Annotated in this window: 13 protein-coding genes; 7 read left to right on the top strand and 6 right to left on the bottom strand. The window is 69.1% G+C overall.

All coding sequences use genetic code 11. The features are described 5' to 3' along the window. Window positions 1-7: 7 nt before the first annotated feature. The gene (locus A7U43_RS10205) at window positions 8-454 is read left to right on the top strand and encodes a nitroreductase family deazaflavin-dependent oxidoreductase (RefSeq protein WP_068002360.1); all 447 of its coding nucleotides are present in this window, start codon (window positions 8-10) and stop codon (window positions 452-454) included. Here the strand turns inward: A7U43_RS10205 and A7U43_RS10200 are convergent. After that, window positions 451-1,503, bottom strand: a complete 1,053-nt coding sequence (locus tag A7U43_RS10200; RefSeq protein ID WP_067994323.1) for an LLM class flavin-dependent oxidoreductase — start codon at window positions 1,501-1,503, stop codon at window positions 451-453. The genes A7U43_RS10205 and A7U43_RS10200 overlap by 4 nt on opposite strands. A gap of 75 nt (window positions 1,504-1,578) precedes the next feature. After that, a complete protein-coding gene (locus A7U43_RS10195; protein WP_067994321.1) occupies window positions 1,579-2,412 on the bottom strand; it encodes a uracil-DNA glycosylase in 834 nt (277 codons plus the stop codon). Between the two features lie 76 nt (window positions 2,413-2,488). On the opposite strand from A7U43_RS10195, the gene tap reads away from it, so the two are divergent. From tap to A7U43_RS10180, 3 genes are read left to right on the top strand one after another with little or no spacing between them, the layout of a single operon-like run. Further along, on the top strand, window positions 2,489-3,718 hold the full coding sequence (gene tap, locus A7U43_RS10190; RefSeq protein WP_067994318.1) for a multidrug efflux MFS transporter Tap: 1,230 nt from the start codon (window positions 2,489-2,491) through the stop codon (window positions 3,716-3,718). Between the two features lie 10 nt (window positions 3,719-3,728). Further along, entirely contained in the window at window positions 3,729-5,093 is a 1,365-nt protein-coding gene (locus A7U43_RS10185) for an FAD-binding oxidoreductase (protein WP_197499990.1), read from the top strand. 11 nt (window positions 5,094-5,104) lie between these two features. Continuing rightward, on the top strand, window positions 5,105-7,459 hold the full coding sequence (locus A7U43_RS10180; RefSeq protein WP_067994312.1) for an arylsulfatase: 2,355 nt from the start codon (window positions 5,105-5,107) through the stop codon (window positions 7,457-7,459). A gap of 4 nt (window positions 7,460-7,463) precedes the next feature. On the opposite strand, the gene A7U43_RS10175 is transcribed toward A7U43_RS10180, so the two are convergent. The 3 genes from A7U43_RS10175 to A7U43_RS10165 are packed head-to-tail and all read right to left on the bottom strand — an operon-like array spanning window position 7,464 to window position 13,231. After that, window positions 7,464-8,885, bottom strand: coding sequence for an aldehyde dehydrogenase family protein (locus A7U43_RS10175; protein WP_067994309.1), 1,422 nt, complete (start codon window positions 8,883-8,885; stop codon window positions 7,464-7,466). Between the two features lie 48 nt (window positions 8,886-8,933). Further along, on the bottom strand, window positions 8,934-10,670 hold the full coding sequence (locus A7U43_RS10170; protein ID WP_067994306.1) for an ABC transporter ATP-binding protein: 1,737 nt from the start codon (window positions 10,668-10,670) through the stop codon (window positions 8,934-8,936). Then, window positions 10,667-13,231 carry an ABC transporter ATP-binding protein/permease gene (locus A7U43_RS10165; protein WP_067994305.1) on the bottom strand — a complete coding sequence of 855 codons (2,565 nt, stop codon included), beginning with the start codon at window positions 13,229-13,231 and terminating at the stop codon, window positions 10,667-10,669. Before A7U43_RS10165 ends, A7U43_RS10170 begins: the two co-directional genes overlap by 4 nt. A gap of 166 nt (window positions 13,232-13,397) precedes the next feature. Between A7U43_RS10165 and A7U43_RS10160 the strand changes: the two genes are divergently transcribed. Genes A7U43_RS10160 through A7U43_RS10150 form a run of 3 tightly spaced genes read left to right on the top strand, consistent with a single transcriptional unit; the run spans window position 13,398 to window position 16,272 of the window. Further along, window positions 13,398-14,471 (top strand): hypothetical protein, encoded by a 1,074-nt coding sequence (locus A7U43_RS10160; protein WP_067994302.1) that lies wholly within the window; start codon window positions 13,398-13,400, stop codon window positions 14,469-14,471. Next, window positions 14,468-15,700 carry a cytochrome P450 gene (locus A7U43_RS10155; RefSeq protein WP_067994299.1) on the top strand — a complete coding sequence of 411 codons (1,233 nt, stop codon included), beginning with the start codon at window positions 14,468-14,470 and terminating at the stop codon, window positions 15,698-15,700. The genes A7U43_RS10160 and A7U43_RS10155 overlap by 4 nt, the downstream gene beginning before the upstream one ends. After that, window positions 15,697-16,272 carry a TetR/AcrR family transcriptional regulator gene (locus A7U43_RS10150; protein ID WP_067994297.1) on the top strand — a complete coding sequence of 192 codons (576 nt, stop codon included), beginning with the start codon at window positions 15,697-15,699 and terminating at the stop codon, window positions 16,270-16,272. The genes A7U43_RS10155 and A7U43_RS10150 overlap by 4 nt, the downstream gene beginning before the upstream one ends. On the opposite strand, the gene A7U43_RS10145 is transcribed toward A7U43_RS10150, so the two are convergent. Further along, on the bottom strand, window positions 16,257-16,970 hold the full coding sequence (locus A7U43_RS10145; protein ID WP_067994294.1) for a siderophore-interacting protein: 714 nt from the start codon (window positions 16,968-16,970) through the stop codon (window positions 16,257-16,259). The genes A7U43_RS10150 and A7U43_RS10145 overlap by 16 nt on opposite strands. Between the last annotated feature and the right edge of the window lie 31 nt (window positions 16,971-17,001).

Genomic DNA, 17,001 nt, shown 5'->3' with positions numbered 1-17,001 from the left:
CATGAGCATGCCTCCGTGGGAAAAGTACATCGGACTGCCGTTGCTGCTACTGCACGACAAGCTCTACAAGGCGACCGACGGGCGGATCGGGCACACCATCCCGTTCGGGCCGTCGGCGCTGATCCTGCACACCGTGGGCGCCAAGACCGGACTGGCACGCGCCAACTCGCTGACCTACGCCCGCGACGGCGAGGACTACCTGGTGGTGGCGTCCAAGGGTGGCGAGCCCAAGGCACCCGGCTGGTTTCACAACCTGAAAGCCAACCCCCAGGTCGAGATCAACGTGGGTCCGAGACGCTTCGGTGTCACCGCAAGGGCGGTGTTTCCCGACGATCCCGATTTCGGCCGGTTGTGGCGCATCGTCAACGACATGCGCGGCAACAAGGACCGCTACATCGGGTATCAGCAGCGCACCAGCCGACCGATCCCGGTCATCGTGCTGACACCGCGTTAGAGCAGTTCCTTGGCCAGCAGTTCCAGTGTCTGCTCTCGGCCCGGCGCCGTGCGCGCATCGGTGCCCCGGACTGCCGAGGCGACGGGTGCCACCATCACCTCGTCGACATCGAACTGTGCTGCCACCGAACGGATCGCCTCGGCCGCCTCGGCCGGGTCACCGACCACCGTGCGGGCCAGACCCGAATCGACGATCAGCTGTTCCTGCGCGGAGAGCCGCGCGGTTTCGGCGTCCTCGACAAGATCGAGCGGACCCAGGGTGCGCCCGGTCCGCAGCCGCGCCATCATCTGCAGGTTCGGCAGCAGCAGCCGCATCGCCTGGTCGCGGGTGTCGGCCACCGAGGCGTTGATCGTCATGAACGTGGTCGGTTCGGCCAGCAGCTCGCTGGGCCGGAACTCGGCCCGGTAGGCCGCCAGCGCCTCGGCGGTTCCCTGCCCGGAGAAGTGGTTGGCGAACACGTAGGGCAGCCCCTTGGCGGCCGCCAGGTGCGCGGAGTACATCGAGGACCCCAGCAGCCACAGCCGGGGCTCGCCGAGCGCGGCCGGGGTGGCCTTGAGGACGTAATCCTGCTGGGCCAGCATGCCGCGGGACAGTCCGACCCGGGCACCACCGGTGCTCATCAGCGCCGCGACATGATCGAGGTACTCGGGGAAGCGCTCGATGTCCTCGTCGTTCTGGGCGCGGGCGCCGCGCAGCGCCATCGACGTCACCGGGTCCGACCCGGGTGCGCGGCCGATCCCCAGATCGATGCGGCCGGGGGCGGCGGCCTCCAGCAGGGCGAACTGCTCGGCGACCGCCAGCGGGGCATGGTTGGGCAGCATCACCCCGCCCGAGCCGAGCCGGATCGACGCGGTCTGCGCCGCCAGGTAGGCCAGCACCACCGGCGGGCTGGTCGCGGCGACGGAGGCCATGTTGTGGTGCTCGGCCACCCAGTATCGGGTGTATCCGAGCAGGTCCGCGGTCTGTGCCAGGCGCACCGTCGCAGCCAGCGCATCCGAGGTGCTCTGGTCACTGCGGACGGGGACGAGGTCGAGAACGGAAAGACGCATTGTCCATGCAACGCCATCGCCGACCGGTTCGTTCCCCCGGCCCGTCGATGTGTGCACGATCTGTGCCGCCGAGCGTTACGAATCGTGCACAAGTTCCGCGGCGAGGGTGAACACGTCGTCGAGCATGGCCGGGGTGAGCCGGCCGGTGAACATGTTCTGCTGGCTGGGGTGATAACAGCCCAGCAGCGTCAACCCGGCCGGCAGGGGGTAGCGCACCGCATGCCCGAACACCGGTTTCGGTTGTCCGGCGAGCCGATCGGCCAGCATCCCGAGCACCACCTGCCAGGCGAACCCGCCGAGCGCCACGACCACCCGCACATGCGGGGACACCAGCTGCCATTCCGCCTGTAGCCACGGCGCGCAGGTGGCCCGTTCGGCCGGAGTCGGCTTGTTGGCCGGCGGTGCGCATCGTACCGGCGCGACAATACGAACTCCGTTGGCATGCAAGCCATCCGCGGCGTCGACAGTGAGCGGCGAGTTCACCAGACCGGCCCGGTACAGCGACGCGAACAACTGATCCCCGGATCGGTCACCGGTGAACACCCGGCCGGTGCGATTGGCGCCGTGCGCGGCCGGCGCCAACCCGACGATCAGCACCGTCGGCCGGCTGGCTCCCCACCCGGGCACCGGACGCCCCCAATACGGCTCGTCGGCGAACGCCCGTCGTTTGGTGACCGCCACCTCCTCGCGCCACTGCACCAGCCGCGGGCAAGCCCGGCACACGCTGGTCTCGGCGTCCAGCTCGGCCACGGAGCCCAGCCGGGCCGCCAGTTCGGCCACCCCGGCCGCGTCGCGGGCCACCGGGGTGTCCGGGCGGGCCGGATCGCCGGGCCAGCCCGAACCGGGCGGCACCGGCGACGGGAATGGCCGCCCGGTTCTGGGATGCGGCAGGCGCCGTTCGGTGGGCACCCGTCCATCCTGCCCGGTGGACAGAAATTCGATGGGCGGGTCGGTGATCGCGCTGCTACATTCGCCGCGATAGACGATGAATACTCGCAGCCGCGGTCCGGCGTTCCTGATCCTGTTCGCCGCCCTCATGGCCGGCGCCGGCAACGGTATCTCGATGATCGCGTTCCCGTGGCTGGTGCTGCAGCGCAACGGTTCTGCCGTCGAGGCATCCGTGGTGGCGATGGCGGGCACGCTGCCGCTGCTGGTATCCACGGTGATCGCCGGTGCCGCGGTGGACTACATCGGCCGCAGACGAGTCTCGATGATCTCGGATCTGCTCTCGGCCCTGTCGGTGGCCGCCGTGCCGGTGGTGGCGCTGATCTTCGGGGCCGACGCCGTCAACGTCGCGGTGCTGGCTGCACTGGCGGCCCTCGGTGCGGCGTTCGACCCCGCCGGTATGACGGCCCGGGAGACCATGCTGCCCGAGGCCGCGAAACGCGCCGGCTGGACGCTGGATCACGCCAACAGCGTCTACGAAGCGGTGTTCAACCTGGCCTATATCGTCGGCCCCGGTATCGGCGGCATGCTGATCGCCACCCTGGGCGGTATTGAGACCATGTGGGTGACCGCGGCCGCCTTCGGCTGCTCCATCGCCGCGGTCTCGCTGCTCAAACTCGAAGGCACCGGGAAACCGGATCGCAGCGCGCTGCCCGACCGGGTGTGGGCCGGTGTCGTCGAAGGCCTGAAGTTCGTCTGGAACCTCAAGGTGCTGCGCACCCTGGCGTTCATCGATCTCGCCGCCACCGGCCTCTACATGCCGATGGAAGCGGTGCTGTTCCCCAAGTACTTCACCGACCGCAACGAACCGGCACAGCTGGGCTGGGTGCTGATGGCCCTGTCGATCGGTGGTCTGATCGGGGCACTGAGCTATGCGGTGCTGGCCAAGTTCGTCAAGCGCCGCACCACCATGCTGATCGCGGTCATCACCCTCGGTGTCGCGATGACGATCATCGCGTTCCTGCCGCCGCTGCCGGTCATCCTGTCGCTCTCGGCGGTGGTCGGTTTCGTCTACGGCCCCATCCAGCCGATCTACAACTACGTCATGCAGACCAACGCTCCGCAGCACCTGCGCGGCCGGGTGGTCGGAGTGATGGGTTCGCTGGCCTACGCGGCCGGGCCGCTCGGGCTGTTGCTGGCCGGTCCGCTCGCCGACGCGGCGGGGCTGCAGGCGACCTTCCTGGCGTTGTCGGTGCCGATGCTGCTGCTCGGTCTGGTGGCCATCGGGCTGCCTTCGCTGCGCGACCTGGACCGGGACCGTCAGCCCTAGACTGGCGCCCGTGAGTTCCGCGCTGGAAGACCTGGTGGCCGCTCTCCCCGAGGGCAGTGTGGTCACCGACCCCGATATCGTCGCGTCCTACCGTCAGGACCGCGCCGCCGACCCCGACGCCGGTACCGCGCTGGCGGTGGTGCGCCCCCGGCGCACCGAGGAGGTGCAGACAGTGCTGCGGTGGGCCACCGCCCACGGGATCGCCGTGGTGCCGCGCGGGGCCGGCACCGGACTGTCCGGCGGCGCGACCGCCCTGGACGGCGCGATCATGCTCTCGACCGAGCGGATGCGCGATATCACCGTCGACCCGGCGACCCGCACCGCCGTCGCGCAGCCGGGACTGCTCAACGCCGAGGTCAAGGCGGCGGTCGCCGAATACGGCCTGTGGTACCCGCCGGACCCGTCGTCCTTCGAGATCTGCAGCATCGGTGGCAACATCGCCACCAATGCCGGCGGGTTGTGCTGCGTCAAGTACGGCGTCACCACCGACTACGTGCTGGGCCTGCAGGTGGTACTGGCCGACGGCACCGCCGTACGCCTGGGCGGGCCGCGGCTCAAAGATGTTGCGGGGCTGAGCCTGACAAAGCTGTTCGTCGGCAGCGAGGGCACCCTCGGGGTGATCACCGAGGTGACACTGCGGCTGTTGCCGCCCCAGCACACCCCGTGCACGGTGGTGGCGACCTTCGATTCCGTGCAGGCCGCCGCCGACGCCGTCGTCACCATCACCGGACGCATCCGGCCGTCCATGCTGGAGTTCATGGACTCGGCGGCGATCAACGCCGTGGAGGACAAACTGAAGATGGGCCTGGACCGTACCGCCGCGGCAATGATGGTCGCGGCCTCTGACGACCGGGGGCCCGCCGGCGCCGAGGATGCCGAGTTCATGGCGGCTGTCTTCACCGAAGCCGGTGCCACGGAGGTTTTCTCGACCTCCGACCCGGCCGAGGGCGAGGCGTTCGTGGTGGCCCGCCGCTACGCCATTCCCGCGGTCGAGGCCAAGGGCTCGCTGCTGCTGGAAGATGTCGGGGTGCCGCTGCCGGCGCTGGCCGCGCTGGTGGCCGGGATCGAGAAGATCGCCGCACACCATGATCTGCTGATCTCGGTGATCGCCCACGCCGGTGACGGCAACACCCACCCACTGATCGTCTTCGACCCCGCCGATGCCGATATGGCGCGCCGCGCGGACGTCGCGTTCGGCGAAATCATGGATCTGGCGGTGTCGCTGGGCGGCACCATCACCGGTGAGCACGGTGTCGGCAGGCTCAAGAAGCCCTGGCTGGCAGGCTATCTGGGCCCCGAAGCGATGGAGCTCAACCGCAGGATCAAGACCGCGCTCGACCCGGCGGGCATACTGAATCCGGGGGCGGCGATCTAGACGAGAGCAAGGTGGAATCCGTGGGCTTTCAGGGCAGCGTGTCGATCGACATCAGGGAATCGACTCCCGACTGGGCCCCGTACCGTGGCACGGCCGCCCCTGCGGGAGCACCCAATGTGCTGTATCTGTTGTGGGACGACATCGGCATCGCCACCTGGGACTGCTATGGCGGACTGGTGGAAATGCCCACCATCAAGCGGATCGCCGATCGCGGTGTCCGGCTGACCCAGTTCCACACCACCGCCTTGTGTTCGCCCACCCGGGCGGCCCTGCTGACCGGCCGCAACCCGACGAGCGTCGGGGTGGCCTCGGTGCTCAACATGGCCCGCGGCTACCCCGGGCACCACGGCCGCATACCGGCCGAATCCGCGCTGGTTTCCGAGGTTCTCGGCGAACGCGGGTGGTCCACCTATGCCGTCGGAAAGTGGCACCTGGCACCGCTTGAGGACTGCCACGCCGCCGGCTCACGGCGCTACTGGCCGTTGGGCCGCGGATTCGACCGCTTCTACGGTTTCCTCGACGGGATGACCGACCAGTGGTATCCCAGTCTGGTTCGCGACAATGCGCCCATCGACCCACCTGCCACCCCCGAGCAGGGTTATCACCTGTCAAAAGATCTCGCGGACAACGCCATCGGCTTCCTGCGCGACCACCGTGCCGCCGCACCCGACAAACCGTGGTTCATGTACCTGTGCCCCGGCGCGGGCCACTCGCCGCACCAGGTCGCCCCCGAGTGGGCCGACAGGTACCGGGGGCGCTTCGATATGGGCTACGAACGCTACCGGGAGATCGTGCTGGCCAGGCAGCAGGAACTCGGACTGCTCCCGGCGGGCACCGAACTGTCCCCGATGAATCCGTACGCCGACGCGGTCAGCCCGGACGGGTTGCCGTGGCCGCAGGACGAGAATGTCCGGCCCTGGGACTCATTGTCCGAGGACGACAAGCGGGTATCCTGCCGGATGGCCGAGGTTTTCGCCGGCTTCCTGTCCTACACCGACGCGCAGATCGGGCGCGTGGTGGACTACCTGGAAGCCACCGGCCAACTCGACAACACCATCGTGGTGATCATGTCCGACAACGGCGCCAGCGGTGAGGGCGGGCCGAACGGCGCCCTCGATGAGGTGGTACCGATGTTCGGTGGCGGCGACACCACCCGCAACGGCCTGCGGATGTTCGACGAACTCGGTGGCCCGGCAACGCAGATGAACTACTCGAACGGCTGGGCGATGGCGTTCAACACGCCCTACAAGATGTACAAGCGCTATGCCTCATACGAGGGCGGTATCGCTGATCCCTGCGTCGTCTCCTGGCCCGCCGGCGTGTCGGCGCGCGGCGCGGTGCGTGAGCAGTACGTGCATGTCAGCGATGTCACGCCGACGGTGTACGAGTTGCTCGGCCTCGGCGAGGTGCAGACCGCCCGCGGGATTTCCCAAACCCCTTTGGAAGGAACGAGTTTCGCTGCTGCGCTGGATGACCCGGATGCAGAGACGGGAAAGCACACCCAGTTCTACACCATGCTGGGCACCCGTGGCATCTGGCACGACGGCTGGTTCGCCGGCACCGTGCACCCGCCCACGGCGAGCGGACCGAAGGGGTGGTCGGCATTCGACCGGGACCGTTGGGAGTTGTTCCACATCGCCACCGACCGCAGCCAGTGCCACGATCTGGCCGCCGAACAGCCGGACAAACTCGCCGATCTGAAGACGTTGTGGCACGAGTTGGCACTGGAGCATCACGCCTTTCCGCTGGCCGACCTGAGCGTCATGGAGATCGTGATGCTGGCCGCCGACGAGATCGGCGAGTCACCTTCCAGCGCGTCGTTCTCGTGCGGCGCACCCGCAGGCAATACCGGGTTCCGCGGGCTGGTCCGCGGCCGCTCGTTCACGTTGCGGGTCCCGGTCTCGGTGGAGCGCACCGACGCCGAGGGGGTGCTGTTCTCGCAGGGCAGTCGCTCATCCGGCCAGGCCCTGTTCATCGCCGACGGCCGACTGCAGTACGCGTGCACGAACGCGGGCACCGAGCACACCGTCGTGGCCGACGAACCGGTCACCGTGGGGCGACACGTGTTCGAGGTCAGCTTCCGCCGCACCGGGCCGGGCGAGGGCACCCTCGACATGCTCGGCGATGTCACGATGACCATCGACGATCGGGTGGTGGGCGCGGCAGACGCGGTCCGCATGACCGGGTTGGACCTCATGCAACGGACCTGCGCGGGCCGCAGCGTCACGCTCTCGGTATCGGCCCGTTACCGCTCACCGTTCCCCTTCACCGGTGGCGCGTTCGACGAGGTGGTCCTCGACTTCAGCACCGGGTCCGGGGAGCCGGACGCCCGGGCGGTGGTGGACACGGCGTTCGCCCGGGACTGAGGCCCTAGCGCGAGTATCCGAGGGCAGCCTTGACCTCCAGGTATTCGTGGAAGCCGAAATCGCCCCACTCGCGGCCGTTTCCGCTGGACTTGTACCCGCCGAACGGTGCGGCGATGTCGAAGGCGTGGTTGATGGCCACCGAACCGGCGCGGATCCGACGGGCGACCGCGCGGGCCTTCTCGACGTCGCCGGCCCAGACATAGCCCGCCAGACCGTAATCGGTGTCATTGGCGATCTCGATGGCCTGATCGAGATCGTCGTAGCCCAGGATGCAGAGCACCGGGCCGAAGATCTCTTCGCGGGCGATCACCATGTCGTTGGTGACGTTGGCGAACACCGTGGGCCGCACGTAGTAGCCGGTGTCCAGCCCGTCGGGTCGCCCGGTGCCGCCGACAACCAGATCGGCGCCGGCGTCGATGCCCTGCTGGATCAACCGCTGAATCTTGTCGAACTGGACCCGGGACGCGACCGGCCCGATCGCCGCCTTGTCCTGCGGATCGCCGACGGTGACCGCGGCTGCGACGTCACGGGCGATGGTGATCGCCTCGTCCATCCGGGAATTGGGCACCAGCATCCGGGACGGGGCATTACAGCTCTGGCCGCTGTTGAGCATCATCGCCAACACCCCGGCGGCCACCCCCTTGGCGAAGGCCTCATCGTCGAGCACGATGTTGGGGCTCTTGCCGCCGAGTTCCTGGCTGACCCGCTTGACGGTGGGCGCGGCGTTTCGGGCGACCTCGATACCGGCGCGGGTGGACCCGGTGAACGAGACCATGTCGATACCGGGATGGCTGGAGATCGCCGCGCCGACACCGGGCCCGTCGCCGAAGACCATGTTGTAGACACCCGCGGGAACGCCCGCGGCGCTGATGATCTCGGTGAAGATCTGGCCTGAGTAAGGGGCCACCTCCGACGGTTTGAGCACCATCGTGCAACCGGCGGCCAGCGCCGGGTACACCTTGGCCGCAATCTGGTTCAGCGGCCAGTTCCAGGGCGTGATGAGCCCACACACCCCGATCGGTTCCCGGATGATCCGGGTGGCGCCGCGGTCGGATTCGAATTCGAAATTCGCCAAGGCCTCGATCGCCGCGGCGAGATGACCGAGGCCCAGGTTGACCTGGGGGCCGCCGGCCAGCCCGGGCGGGGCGCCCATCTCCTCGCCGACCGCGTCGGCCAGGTCCCCCATGCGCTTCTGATACTCGGCCCGGATGGCGTCCAGCACGGCCAGCCGGTCCTCCCGACTGGACACCGACCAGGCCGCAAATGCGGCCCGGGCCGCCCGCACCGCCTTGTCCACGTCGGCCGCCGACCCGAGCGCGATCCGGCCCGACACCTGCTCGGTGCGCGGGTCGTCGACGTCGAGGGTGGCGGGCTTTTCCGGGTCGACCCAGCCGCCGTCGATATAGAACTGCAGGTATTCACGCATGGGAACAACCTCCCTCATCGACGTGGTGCCCGCAGGGATTCGCCGCGATCAGACGGTGATCTGCCAGTCGGCGGCGGCGCGCTGGCGACCCCAGAACTCCCGGAACCGGTGGTGCGGGCCGTCCTCGGCGAGCAGTTCGGTGATGGTGCCGTCCTCGACGATGCGACCGTCCTCGACGAACAGCACCCGGTCGGCGCGCCGGATGCTGGCCAGCCGGTGCGCGACGATCACCCGGGTGCGGGCCCGCAGGTCGGCGGTGAGTGCCTCCACGATCGCCGCTTCGTTCTCGGTGTCCAGCGCGCTGGTGGCCTCGTCGACCAGCAGCACCGGAGCCGGTTTGACCAAGGCGCGGGCGATGCTGACCCGCTGGCGCTCCCCGCCGGACAGCGCGGATCCGGCCTCCCCGACGACTGTGTGTTCCCCGTCGGGTAGTCGGGCGGCCAGTTCGTCGACCCGTGCCAGCCTCGTCGCGCCAGCGAGGGTGTCCTCGTCGGCGGACGGATCGCCGACGAGGATGTTGTCGCGCAGCGACCCGTCGAACAGATAGGGGTGCTGAAAGATCACACTCACCGCGGCGCGGCGGGCCTGCGGGTGCAGGGTGGCCAGGTCCGCGTCCCCGAACAGCACCCGGCCCCGGTCGGGCTCGTGCAGCCCGGCGATCAGTCCCAGGATGGTGGTCTTCCCCGATCCGGACGGCCCGACGATGGCGGTGGTGGTGCCGGGTTCCAGCGTGAAGCTGAGGTCCTTCAGCACCGGATCGCCGCCGTAGGAGAAGGACACGTCCTCGAATGTGATGGGTGGCGGCCCGGTCTCGGGCAGCGTCGCGACGCCGGCCGAACAGGTGGGGGCGTCGAGCACCCGTTGGATCCTGGCCAGCGTTGCGCGGGTGGATTCCAGCGCCGCGGACAGTTCGCTGAGCACGGTGAAGGGTTCGAGGTAGCGGGCGATGACCACGATCAGCGCAATGGCTTCCGGGACAGCCAGGTCCCCGCGCACGGTCAGCACGGTGGTCGCCGCGGCGAACAGGATGAGTGCAAGCTGGCTGGCCAGGCTGAACAGCAGCTGCCCGGGAATCTGCATGGTCAGCAGCCGCAGACTCGCGCCGTGCTGGGCCTGCAGCGCCGTGCCGACCAGGCTGCGCTCCGGTTCTGCCCGACGCGCGGCGCGCAACGCCTGCTGGGTGCGGGCGAATTCGATGATGCGTTCGGTGAACGCCGAATTGGCCTCCCCCGCCAGTCGATCGGCGGTCCTGCTGAGCCGCCCGGCCAGCCACAGCGCGCCGAGCAGGATCACCACCCCGGCCAGGGCCGCCAGCGCCAGCGGGACCGACACCATCAGCAGGGCCACCGCGATGGCAGCGGGCGCCAGCACGGCACCGATCAACGGGGTCGCCAGATTCACCACCAGGCCCACGAGTTCGGGACCGGTGGCGGCGATGGCCTGCCGGGTGGTCGCGATGTTCTCCTGAGTCAGCCAGTCCAACTTGATATTCGGCAACCGGTCGGCCATATCGTGCTGGGTGGCGTCGAGCACCGCGAAGCCGATGTCGAAACCGAGCCGCGCGGCATAGGTGTCCACCAACCAGCCCGCCACGGTCAGCGCCGTCAGCCCGCCCAGCCACGGCCAGGCGTCGGCCGGAGTAGCACTGAACAGTGCTGCCACCAACGGGACCAACAGCACCACCCCGACCGCACGCAGCAACACCGAGAAGACGGTGAGCACGGTATACAGCCGGACCCGGCCGCGTCGGTCGGCGGGGACGAGCGCAAGCAGGGTGCGGATCACCGGGTCACCTCCTGCCCGACGTGCGCCGGTCGACCGGACTCCCACAGCGCGCGGTACCGCCCGCCCGCGGCCAGCAGATCGTCGTGGGTACCCACCTCGGCGATCGCCCCGTCGTCGAGCACAACGATCTGATCCGCGTGCGTGACGGTGTGCAACCGGTGCGCGATGACCAGCACGGTGCGGTCCCGGGTCAGCCGGTTCAGCGCCTGCTGGACAAGGTATTCCGACTCCGGGTCGGCGAAGGCGGTGGCCTCGTCGAGGATCAGCACCGGGGTGTCGGCGAGGATGGCCCGCGCGATGGTCAGGCGTTGGCGCTCACCACCGGACAGCCCGGTGCCCGCGCCGAGCACGGTCGCGTACCCGTCGGGAAGGTGCTCGATACGTTCGTGGATCTGGGCGTCCCGGGCGGCCGCGGTGATCGCCTCGGTGTCGGCGTCCGGTTGAGCCAGCGCGATGTTCTCCGCGGCGGTGCCGTGCACCAGCTGAGTTTCCTGCAGCACGAAGCCGATTCGGCGGTACAACTCGTCGGCGGACAGGGTGCGGATGTCTGCGCCGCCGACGGTGATCGCCCCCCGCTGTACGTCGTGGAAGCGGGCCAGCAGTGCGGCAAGGGTGGACTTGCCCGAACCCGACGGCCCGACCAACGCGGTGACCGTGCCCGGCCGCAGCGTCAGGCTGACGTTCTTGATGACGGGCACCTCGGGCCGGTACCCGAAGGTGACGCCGTCGAAGACCACGGCGCCGTCGGCCGTTCCCGGCGACGAGCCCGCGCGCACCGTCAGCTCCGGTTCGTCGAGAACGCTCTGCACCCGCCGGGCCGCCAGCATGCCGCCCTGGATACCGCCGAGTCCGTAACCGATGCCCAGCAGCCGGGCCCCGAACGTGGTGCCCAGCAACAGGAACGGCAGCAGGCCGACCGGTTCCATCCGGCCGGTGACCACCAGCGGGGTGCCCACGATCATGATCAGCCAGAGGAACGTGGTCGGCCGGGTGACCAGATCCATCAGGGTCTTCTTCCCGACGAACGGCCGCTGCCAATCGACCAGGAAGCCGATGTACTCATCGAGCCGGTTGCGGAAGCTCGAGGCGGCGGCGCCACCGAAGATGCGCACCACCGGCTGGCCCTCGAGATAAGCGCCGGCCTCTCCGTTCATCCGTTCCGCCCACCGCGGGGCGGCAACGATCTTGCTGCCGGATTGGATCGTCATCACCGACATCAGCACCAGGTAGGCCAACACCGGGCCGCACAGCGCCAGCGCGATCCGCCAGTCGACGACGAACAGGTAGACCAACACCGCCACCGGCGCGATGACCGCCGCGACCGCGTCGGGGATGGCGTGGGTGATCAGATAGTGCAGCGACAGCGTGTCGTCGGCGACGAGCTGTTTGATCGTCCCCGACCCGCGGGCGGTGAACCAGCCCAACGGAAGCCGGGACATCTTGGTGAGCAGCCGGCCGCGCAGTTCGCGCGCGAAATGCGCGTCCACCCGGTGCAGCCACAGCGCCAGCGCGGCGGTCAGGAAGGTTCCGGTGCCCAGCAGTGCGACGGCGGCGATCCCGAGATCCCACAGTTGCTCGGCGCCGGCGCCGAGCAACAGCAGCCGCGCGAGTTCGACCAGGAGCACGAACGGTGCGAGTTCTATCAGCGTGATCAGCCCCTGCAGCACACCGGAGATGATCAGCGTCTTCTTCAAGGGGGCCAGCAACCGGCCGGCGGCTTGGGCGCGCCACGTACCCGAGACGGCGGGCGCGGGGTCGGGTTTGGGCTTGGGTTTGCGCTCGGAGGCAGGGGTTTCGGGCTTTTCATCGCCACGCTTGCTGCCCATGGCGCGACCCTCGGTCCAGTACGCCTGGGCGTGGATCTCCTGCTTGGGGAAGCCGAACTCGTCTCGCAGCCGGGTGCGCAGGTGTTTGAGGGCACCGGCTTCCGGGCCGGCCCAGGCATACCAGTTGGACCAGTCGCGAGACTCGATGGCGGCCGCCAGGGACTCCGTGTCCCGATGCGCCACCCGGTGCACGGTGAGCCGCGGATGCTCGGCGAGCGGGATCAGCGCGTCATCATCATGGTGCTTTTCGAGATAGAGCTCGATCGGGATGTCCTGCGGGACAGCCCCGATGATGCCGTTGATCGCGGGCTGGGAGGCCGCGTCGCCGATGAGCAGGTAACCGGCGGGCCGGTCCTCGACCGCGTCGGGTACGGAAAACCCCTTGGACCCCATCACCATCACGGCGACGGTCGCGCCGGGCTCGACGGTGGCCGCCCATGTCGAGGCGGGTCCGGCGGGTTCGTGCAGTACCACGTCGATCGCGAAGTGTCCGGTCTCGGGATCGGCCTCGGAGATGGTGTAGGCCCGCTGGAACTCGGTGTCGCTGCCCTCGGGGTCGGGAAACCAGAACCGCAGCCAGGACGTCGGGTCGGTGCCCGAGTCCTCGAAGACGGTAGGTGACACCATCCGGATTCGCACGCAGTGCGGAGCGAGCCGCTCGGTGCCCAGCACCGTGACCTCGTGGTCACGTGCGCCGAAACCGCGCATCATCACGCCCTGCAGTCCGCGTGCCATCGGCGATGTCCTTTCCGTTGCAGGTACTACGCGCCTCTGCGCTAAGGCTAGCCTTACTTGCCTTTCGGGTGGGGGTCAGGTGATCGACAAGCCCGCGCGGCGGGGTGCACCCCGGATAGGCTGCGGTCGCCGGGCGCGCACCAGCCGCCGGCGGGGGGACAACGCCATGGCCGTGAGCGTGCGCAGCGCATCGAAGCGCGTCGGATTCGTCGGATCGCTGGTGGTGGCGCTCGGTATCGGGGCGGCGGTGGCCGGTGGTGCCGCGCACGCCGACAGCCCGACCGCCGACGGCCGGGGCACCGGCAGTTCCGCGTCGACCTCCGACACGGCCGCCCCGACCACGCGGCCGGGACTGCGCCGAAGCGTGACGGCCGCCGCGGGACCCGTCGCTGCGGCCCGGGTCGCACCGCGACGCGCCCGCACCGCACCGGCGATCTCGGCGCTCGCCGACGCCGCCGCACCCACACCCGCGGACTCCGCTCCCAGCACGTACGGCGATATCGGCAAGTGGATGCTCAGGTCCAACGGCCAGATCGCCGACTGGGGCGGCAAGCGCCGCGATGGCAAGGACCTGCTGGAGGCCGTCAACGTCATCATCGTCGACCCGCACGCGACCACGAGCGCGCAGGCCAACCGCGGACTCAACAACGCGATGCTGCGGTCCCGGTTCCCCGCGCAACCCCTGCACAACGTCGGGTTCCGCGCGAGCATCGACGGCGTGACCTACGGGCAGAAGCCCACCGGCCCGCTGCTGGCCTACTCCAACAACTTCTTCCTGTTCCGCAACGATCACGGCCGGTTCTTCGGGCCCGATCCGATCCAGACCGACACCGGTTTCGTGTGGACCGGCGCCTTCAGCACCGAGCGGGTCGGCTTCTCCGGCCTGCTGCCCGGACACGTCTACGTGTCATCCAACGCGGCCCGCGACGCGCTCGTGCGCCAGCTTGTCGCGAGCGGTCAGGCGACCTACGGCGGGCTGGTGCCGCTGGAGAACGCCTACAACACCCCCACCACCACGACCGGTGACCACGACGGCTTCGCCGTCGTGCTGGTGCTGACCGGGAGCGCACCGCTGCAGCGGCGCGAGCTGGCGATGGGCGCTTTGGCACCGACCACGACGACCGGGGACCGTCAGCAGTCGGCATGCGCCGCGACCGATGTCGGCGAGAACTCCGTCCGCGGCCGGACAGCGACATCCTCCTTGACAGTCATCGCGAGGTGTCGTACGAATAAGACATGACGACTGGTTTGTCTCACGAGGCGCGGTTCGAGCTCGCGACCGCGGAGTCGTGGCGTGACCCGTTCGGCATGTACCGCGCGCTGCGCGACCACGACCCGGTCCATCACGTCCGCACCGACAGTCCGGACCACGACTACTACGTGATGGCGCGGCATGCCGACATCTTCACCGCGGCCCGCGACCACCAGACGTTCTCCTCCGCCCAGGGCCTCACCGTCAACTACGGCGAGCTGGAGATGATCGGACTGGCCGACAATCCGCCGATGGTGATGCAGGATCCGCCGGTACACACCGAGTTCCGCAAGCTCGTCTCACGGGGCTTCACGCCACGACAGGTGGAGTCCGTCGAACCGAAGGTCCGCGAGTTCGTCGTCGAACGCATCGAGGGGTTGCGCGCGAACGGCGGCGGGGACATCGTGGCGGAGCTGTTCAAGCCGCTGCCGTCCATGGTGGTGGCGCACTACCTGGGTGTGCCCGAGGAGGACCGCGGCCAGTTCGACGGCTGGACCGACGCGATCGTGGCGGCCAACACCTCCGCGGGCGGTATCGGCGGGGCGTTGGAGACCCTCGGCGATGCCCTGGGCGGGATGATGTCCTACTTCACCGCGCTCATCGAGCGCCGCCGGGTCGAACCGGCCGACGACACGGTGTCACACCTGGTCGCCGCGGGCGTGGGCGCCGACGGGGACATCGCCGGAGTGCTGTCCATCCTGGCGTTCACCTTCACCATGGTGACCGGCGGTAACGACACCAGCACCGGCATGCTGGGCGGCTCAGTGCAATTGCTGCATCGCCACCCCGATCAGCGACGCATGTTGGCCGCGGACCCGGCACTGATCCCGGACGCGGTCGACGAGTTCCTGCGGCTGACCTCCCCGGTGCAGGGACTGGCACGCACCACCACCCGGGATGTCACGGTCGCCGGCACCGACATCCCGCAAGGCCGGCGGGTGCTGCTGCTCTACGGTTCGGGCAATCGTGACGAACGCCAGTACGGCCCGGACGCCGCCGACCTCGACGTCACCCGCCGACCACGCAATATCCTCACGTTCAGCCACGGCGCGCATCACTGCCTGGGTGCCGCTGCCGCCCGCATGCAGTCCAGGGTCGCACTGGAGGAATTGCTCACCCGCATAACGGATTTCGAAGTGGACGAGGACAATATCGTGTGGGCGGGCGGCAGCTATGTGCGCCGGCCACTGTCCGTACCGTTCACCATCACCAGATGAGCAACGACTGGCTGGCGCAGCGGCGCGTCGAGGCCGCGGCCGAGCGCATCCTGGATGCGGCCGAGGAATTGTTCAGCCACCGCGACGCCGCTTCGGTCGGCATGAACGACATCGCCGCGGCCGCAGGCTGCTCGCGGGCGACCCTGTACCGCTACTTCGAGAACAGGGACGTGCTCTACACCGCCTACGTGCACCGCGAGACCCTCCGACTGTTCGCCGAAATCGGCGAACAACTGGCCGGGATTGCCGATCCGCACCGGCGGGTGACCGAGGGTGCGCTGGCCGCCCTGCATCGGGTGCGCGAAACCCCTTCGCTGGCTTCATGGTTCGCCAGCTCCGCCCGCCCGATCGGCGGTGAGATGGGTGAACGCTCCGAGGTCATCCGAGCGCTCACCGAGGCATTCCTGGCCTCGATGGGCGATCAGACCGATGCCGAACTGCGGGCACGCTGGCTGGTGCGGGTGCTGATCTCGCTGTTGCAGTTCCCGGGCCGCGATGATGACGACGAACGCCTGATGCTGGAGCGGTTCGTCGTGCCGCAGGTGGCGGGCGTGGCTCAGGCGGCCCAGTAGGCGCGCGCCTTCACCGACTTGCGCGGGATCTTGTAGTCCTCACGCAGCACCCGGGCCACCGCCCGGGTGGTGCGGTTGTCACAGGCCACCCAGCCGAAGTGGTCCGGCGCATCGAAGGCCGCCGCGGCCACCGCCTCGACCAGCGCGCCGCCGTCATCCTCGCGATCCACCCACGTCACATCGGCTCGGCCGGTGGGCAATTCGCGGTCGTCGTCATGTGAGGACTCCAAGAACACCTGGGCGGGAGCGTCGCCGATGGCGTCCAGCAGGGAGTTGATGGCCGGCAGCGACGCCGTGTCGCCGACGATGACGTACCCGGCGGGCGCCGGTTCCGGGACGGCGAAATCGCTGCCGAGCACCGTCACCTCAAGGGTGTCGCCGGGCTGCGCCTCGCGTGCCCACCGGGTGGCAACCCCGTCGTGCATGGCGAAGTCGATGTCCACGGTGCCGGCCTCGGGATCGGGGTTGACCAGGGTGTAGCCGCGCTGATGTGAGCGCGAGCCGTCCGGGAACCAGCCTCGGACCCACATGGTCGGATGGATCGCGCGTTCGGTGAGCAGCTCTGGTCCGGTGAAATGCAACCGCAGGAAGTTCGGGGTGATCTCGGTGCGGCCGGTGACCGTCAGTTCGTAGTCACCGCCCCGCCACAGTTTGACCAGGACACCCTCGATGCCACGTTGCGGCTTGAGATCGATCATCAGCCCTCCTCGGTTCAACTTAGGTTAGCGT

The sequence above is a fragment of the Mycobacterium adipatum genome (assembly GCF_001644575.1).
Classification (GTDB): Bacteria; Actinomycetota; Actinomycetes; order Mycobacteriales; family Mycobacteriaceae; genus Mycobacterium; species Mycobacterium adipatum.
Note: the sequence above shows the minus strand (reverse complement) of the source record. Positions and strands in the feature narration are given on the sequence as shown.

Coding starts and splice junctions, on each gene's coding strand:
- A7U43_RS10205 (WP_068002360.1), top strand. CDS start 8: ATGCCTCCGTGGGAAAAGTACATCGGACTGCCGTTGCTGCTACTGCAC.
- A7U43_RS10200 (WP_067994323.1), bottom strand. CDS start 1,503: ATGCGTCTTTCCGTTCTCGACCTCGTCCCCGTCCGCAGTGACCAGAGC.
- tap (WP_067994318.1), top strand. CDS start 2,489: ATGAATACTCGCAGCCGCGGTCCGGCGTTCCTGATCCTGTTCGCCGCC.
- A7U43_RS10175 (WP_067994309.1), bottom strand. CDS start 8,885: ATGCGTGAATACCTGCAGTTCTATATCGACGGCGGCTGGGTCGACCCG.
- A7U43_RS10165 (WP_067994305.1), bottom strand. CDS start 13,231: ATGGCACGCGGACTGCAGGGCGTGATGATGCGCGGTTTCGGCGCACGT.
- A7U43_RS10160 (WP_067994302.1), top strand. CDS start 13,398: ATGGCCGTGAGCGTGCGCAGCGCATCGAAGCGCGTCGGATTCGTCGGA.
- A7U43_RS10155 (WP_067994299.1), top strand. CDS start 14,468: ATGACGACTGGTTTGTCTCACGAGGCGCGGTTCGAGCTCGCGACCGCG.
- A7U43_RS10150 (WP_067994297.1), top strand. CDS start 15,697: ATGAGCAACGACTGGCTGGCGCAGCGGCGCGTCGAGGCCGCGGCCGAG.
- A7U43_RS10145 (WP_067994294.1), bottom strand. CDS start 16,970: ATGATCGATCTCAAGCCGCAACGTGGCATCGAGGGTGTCCTGGTCAAA.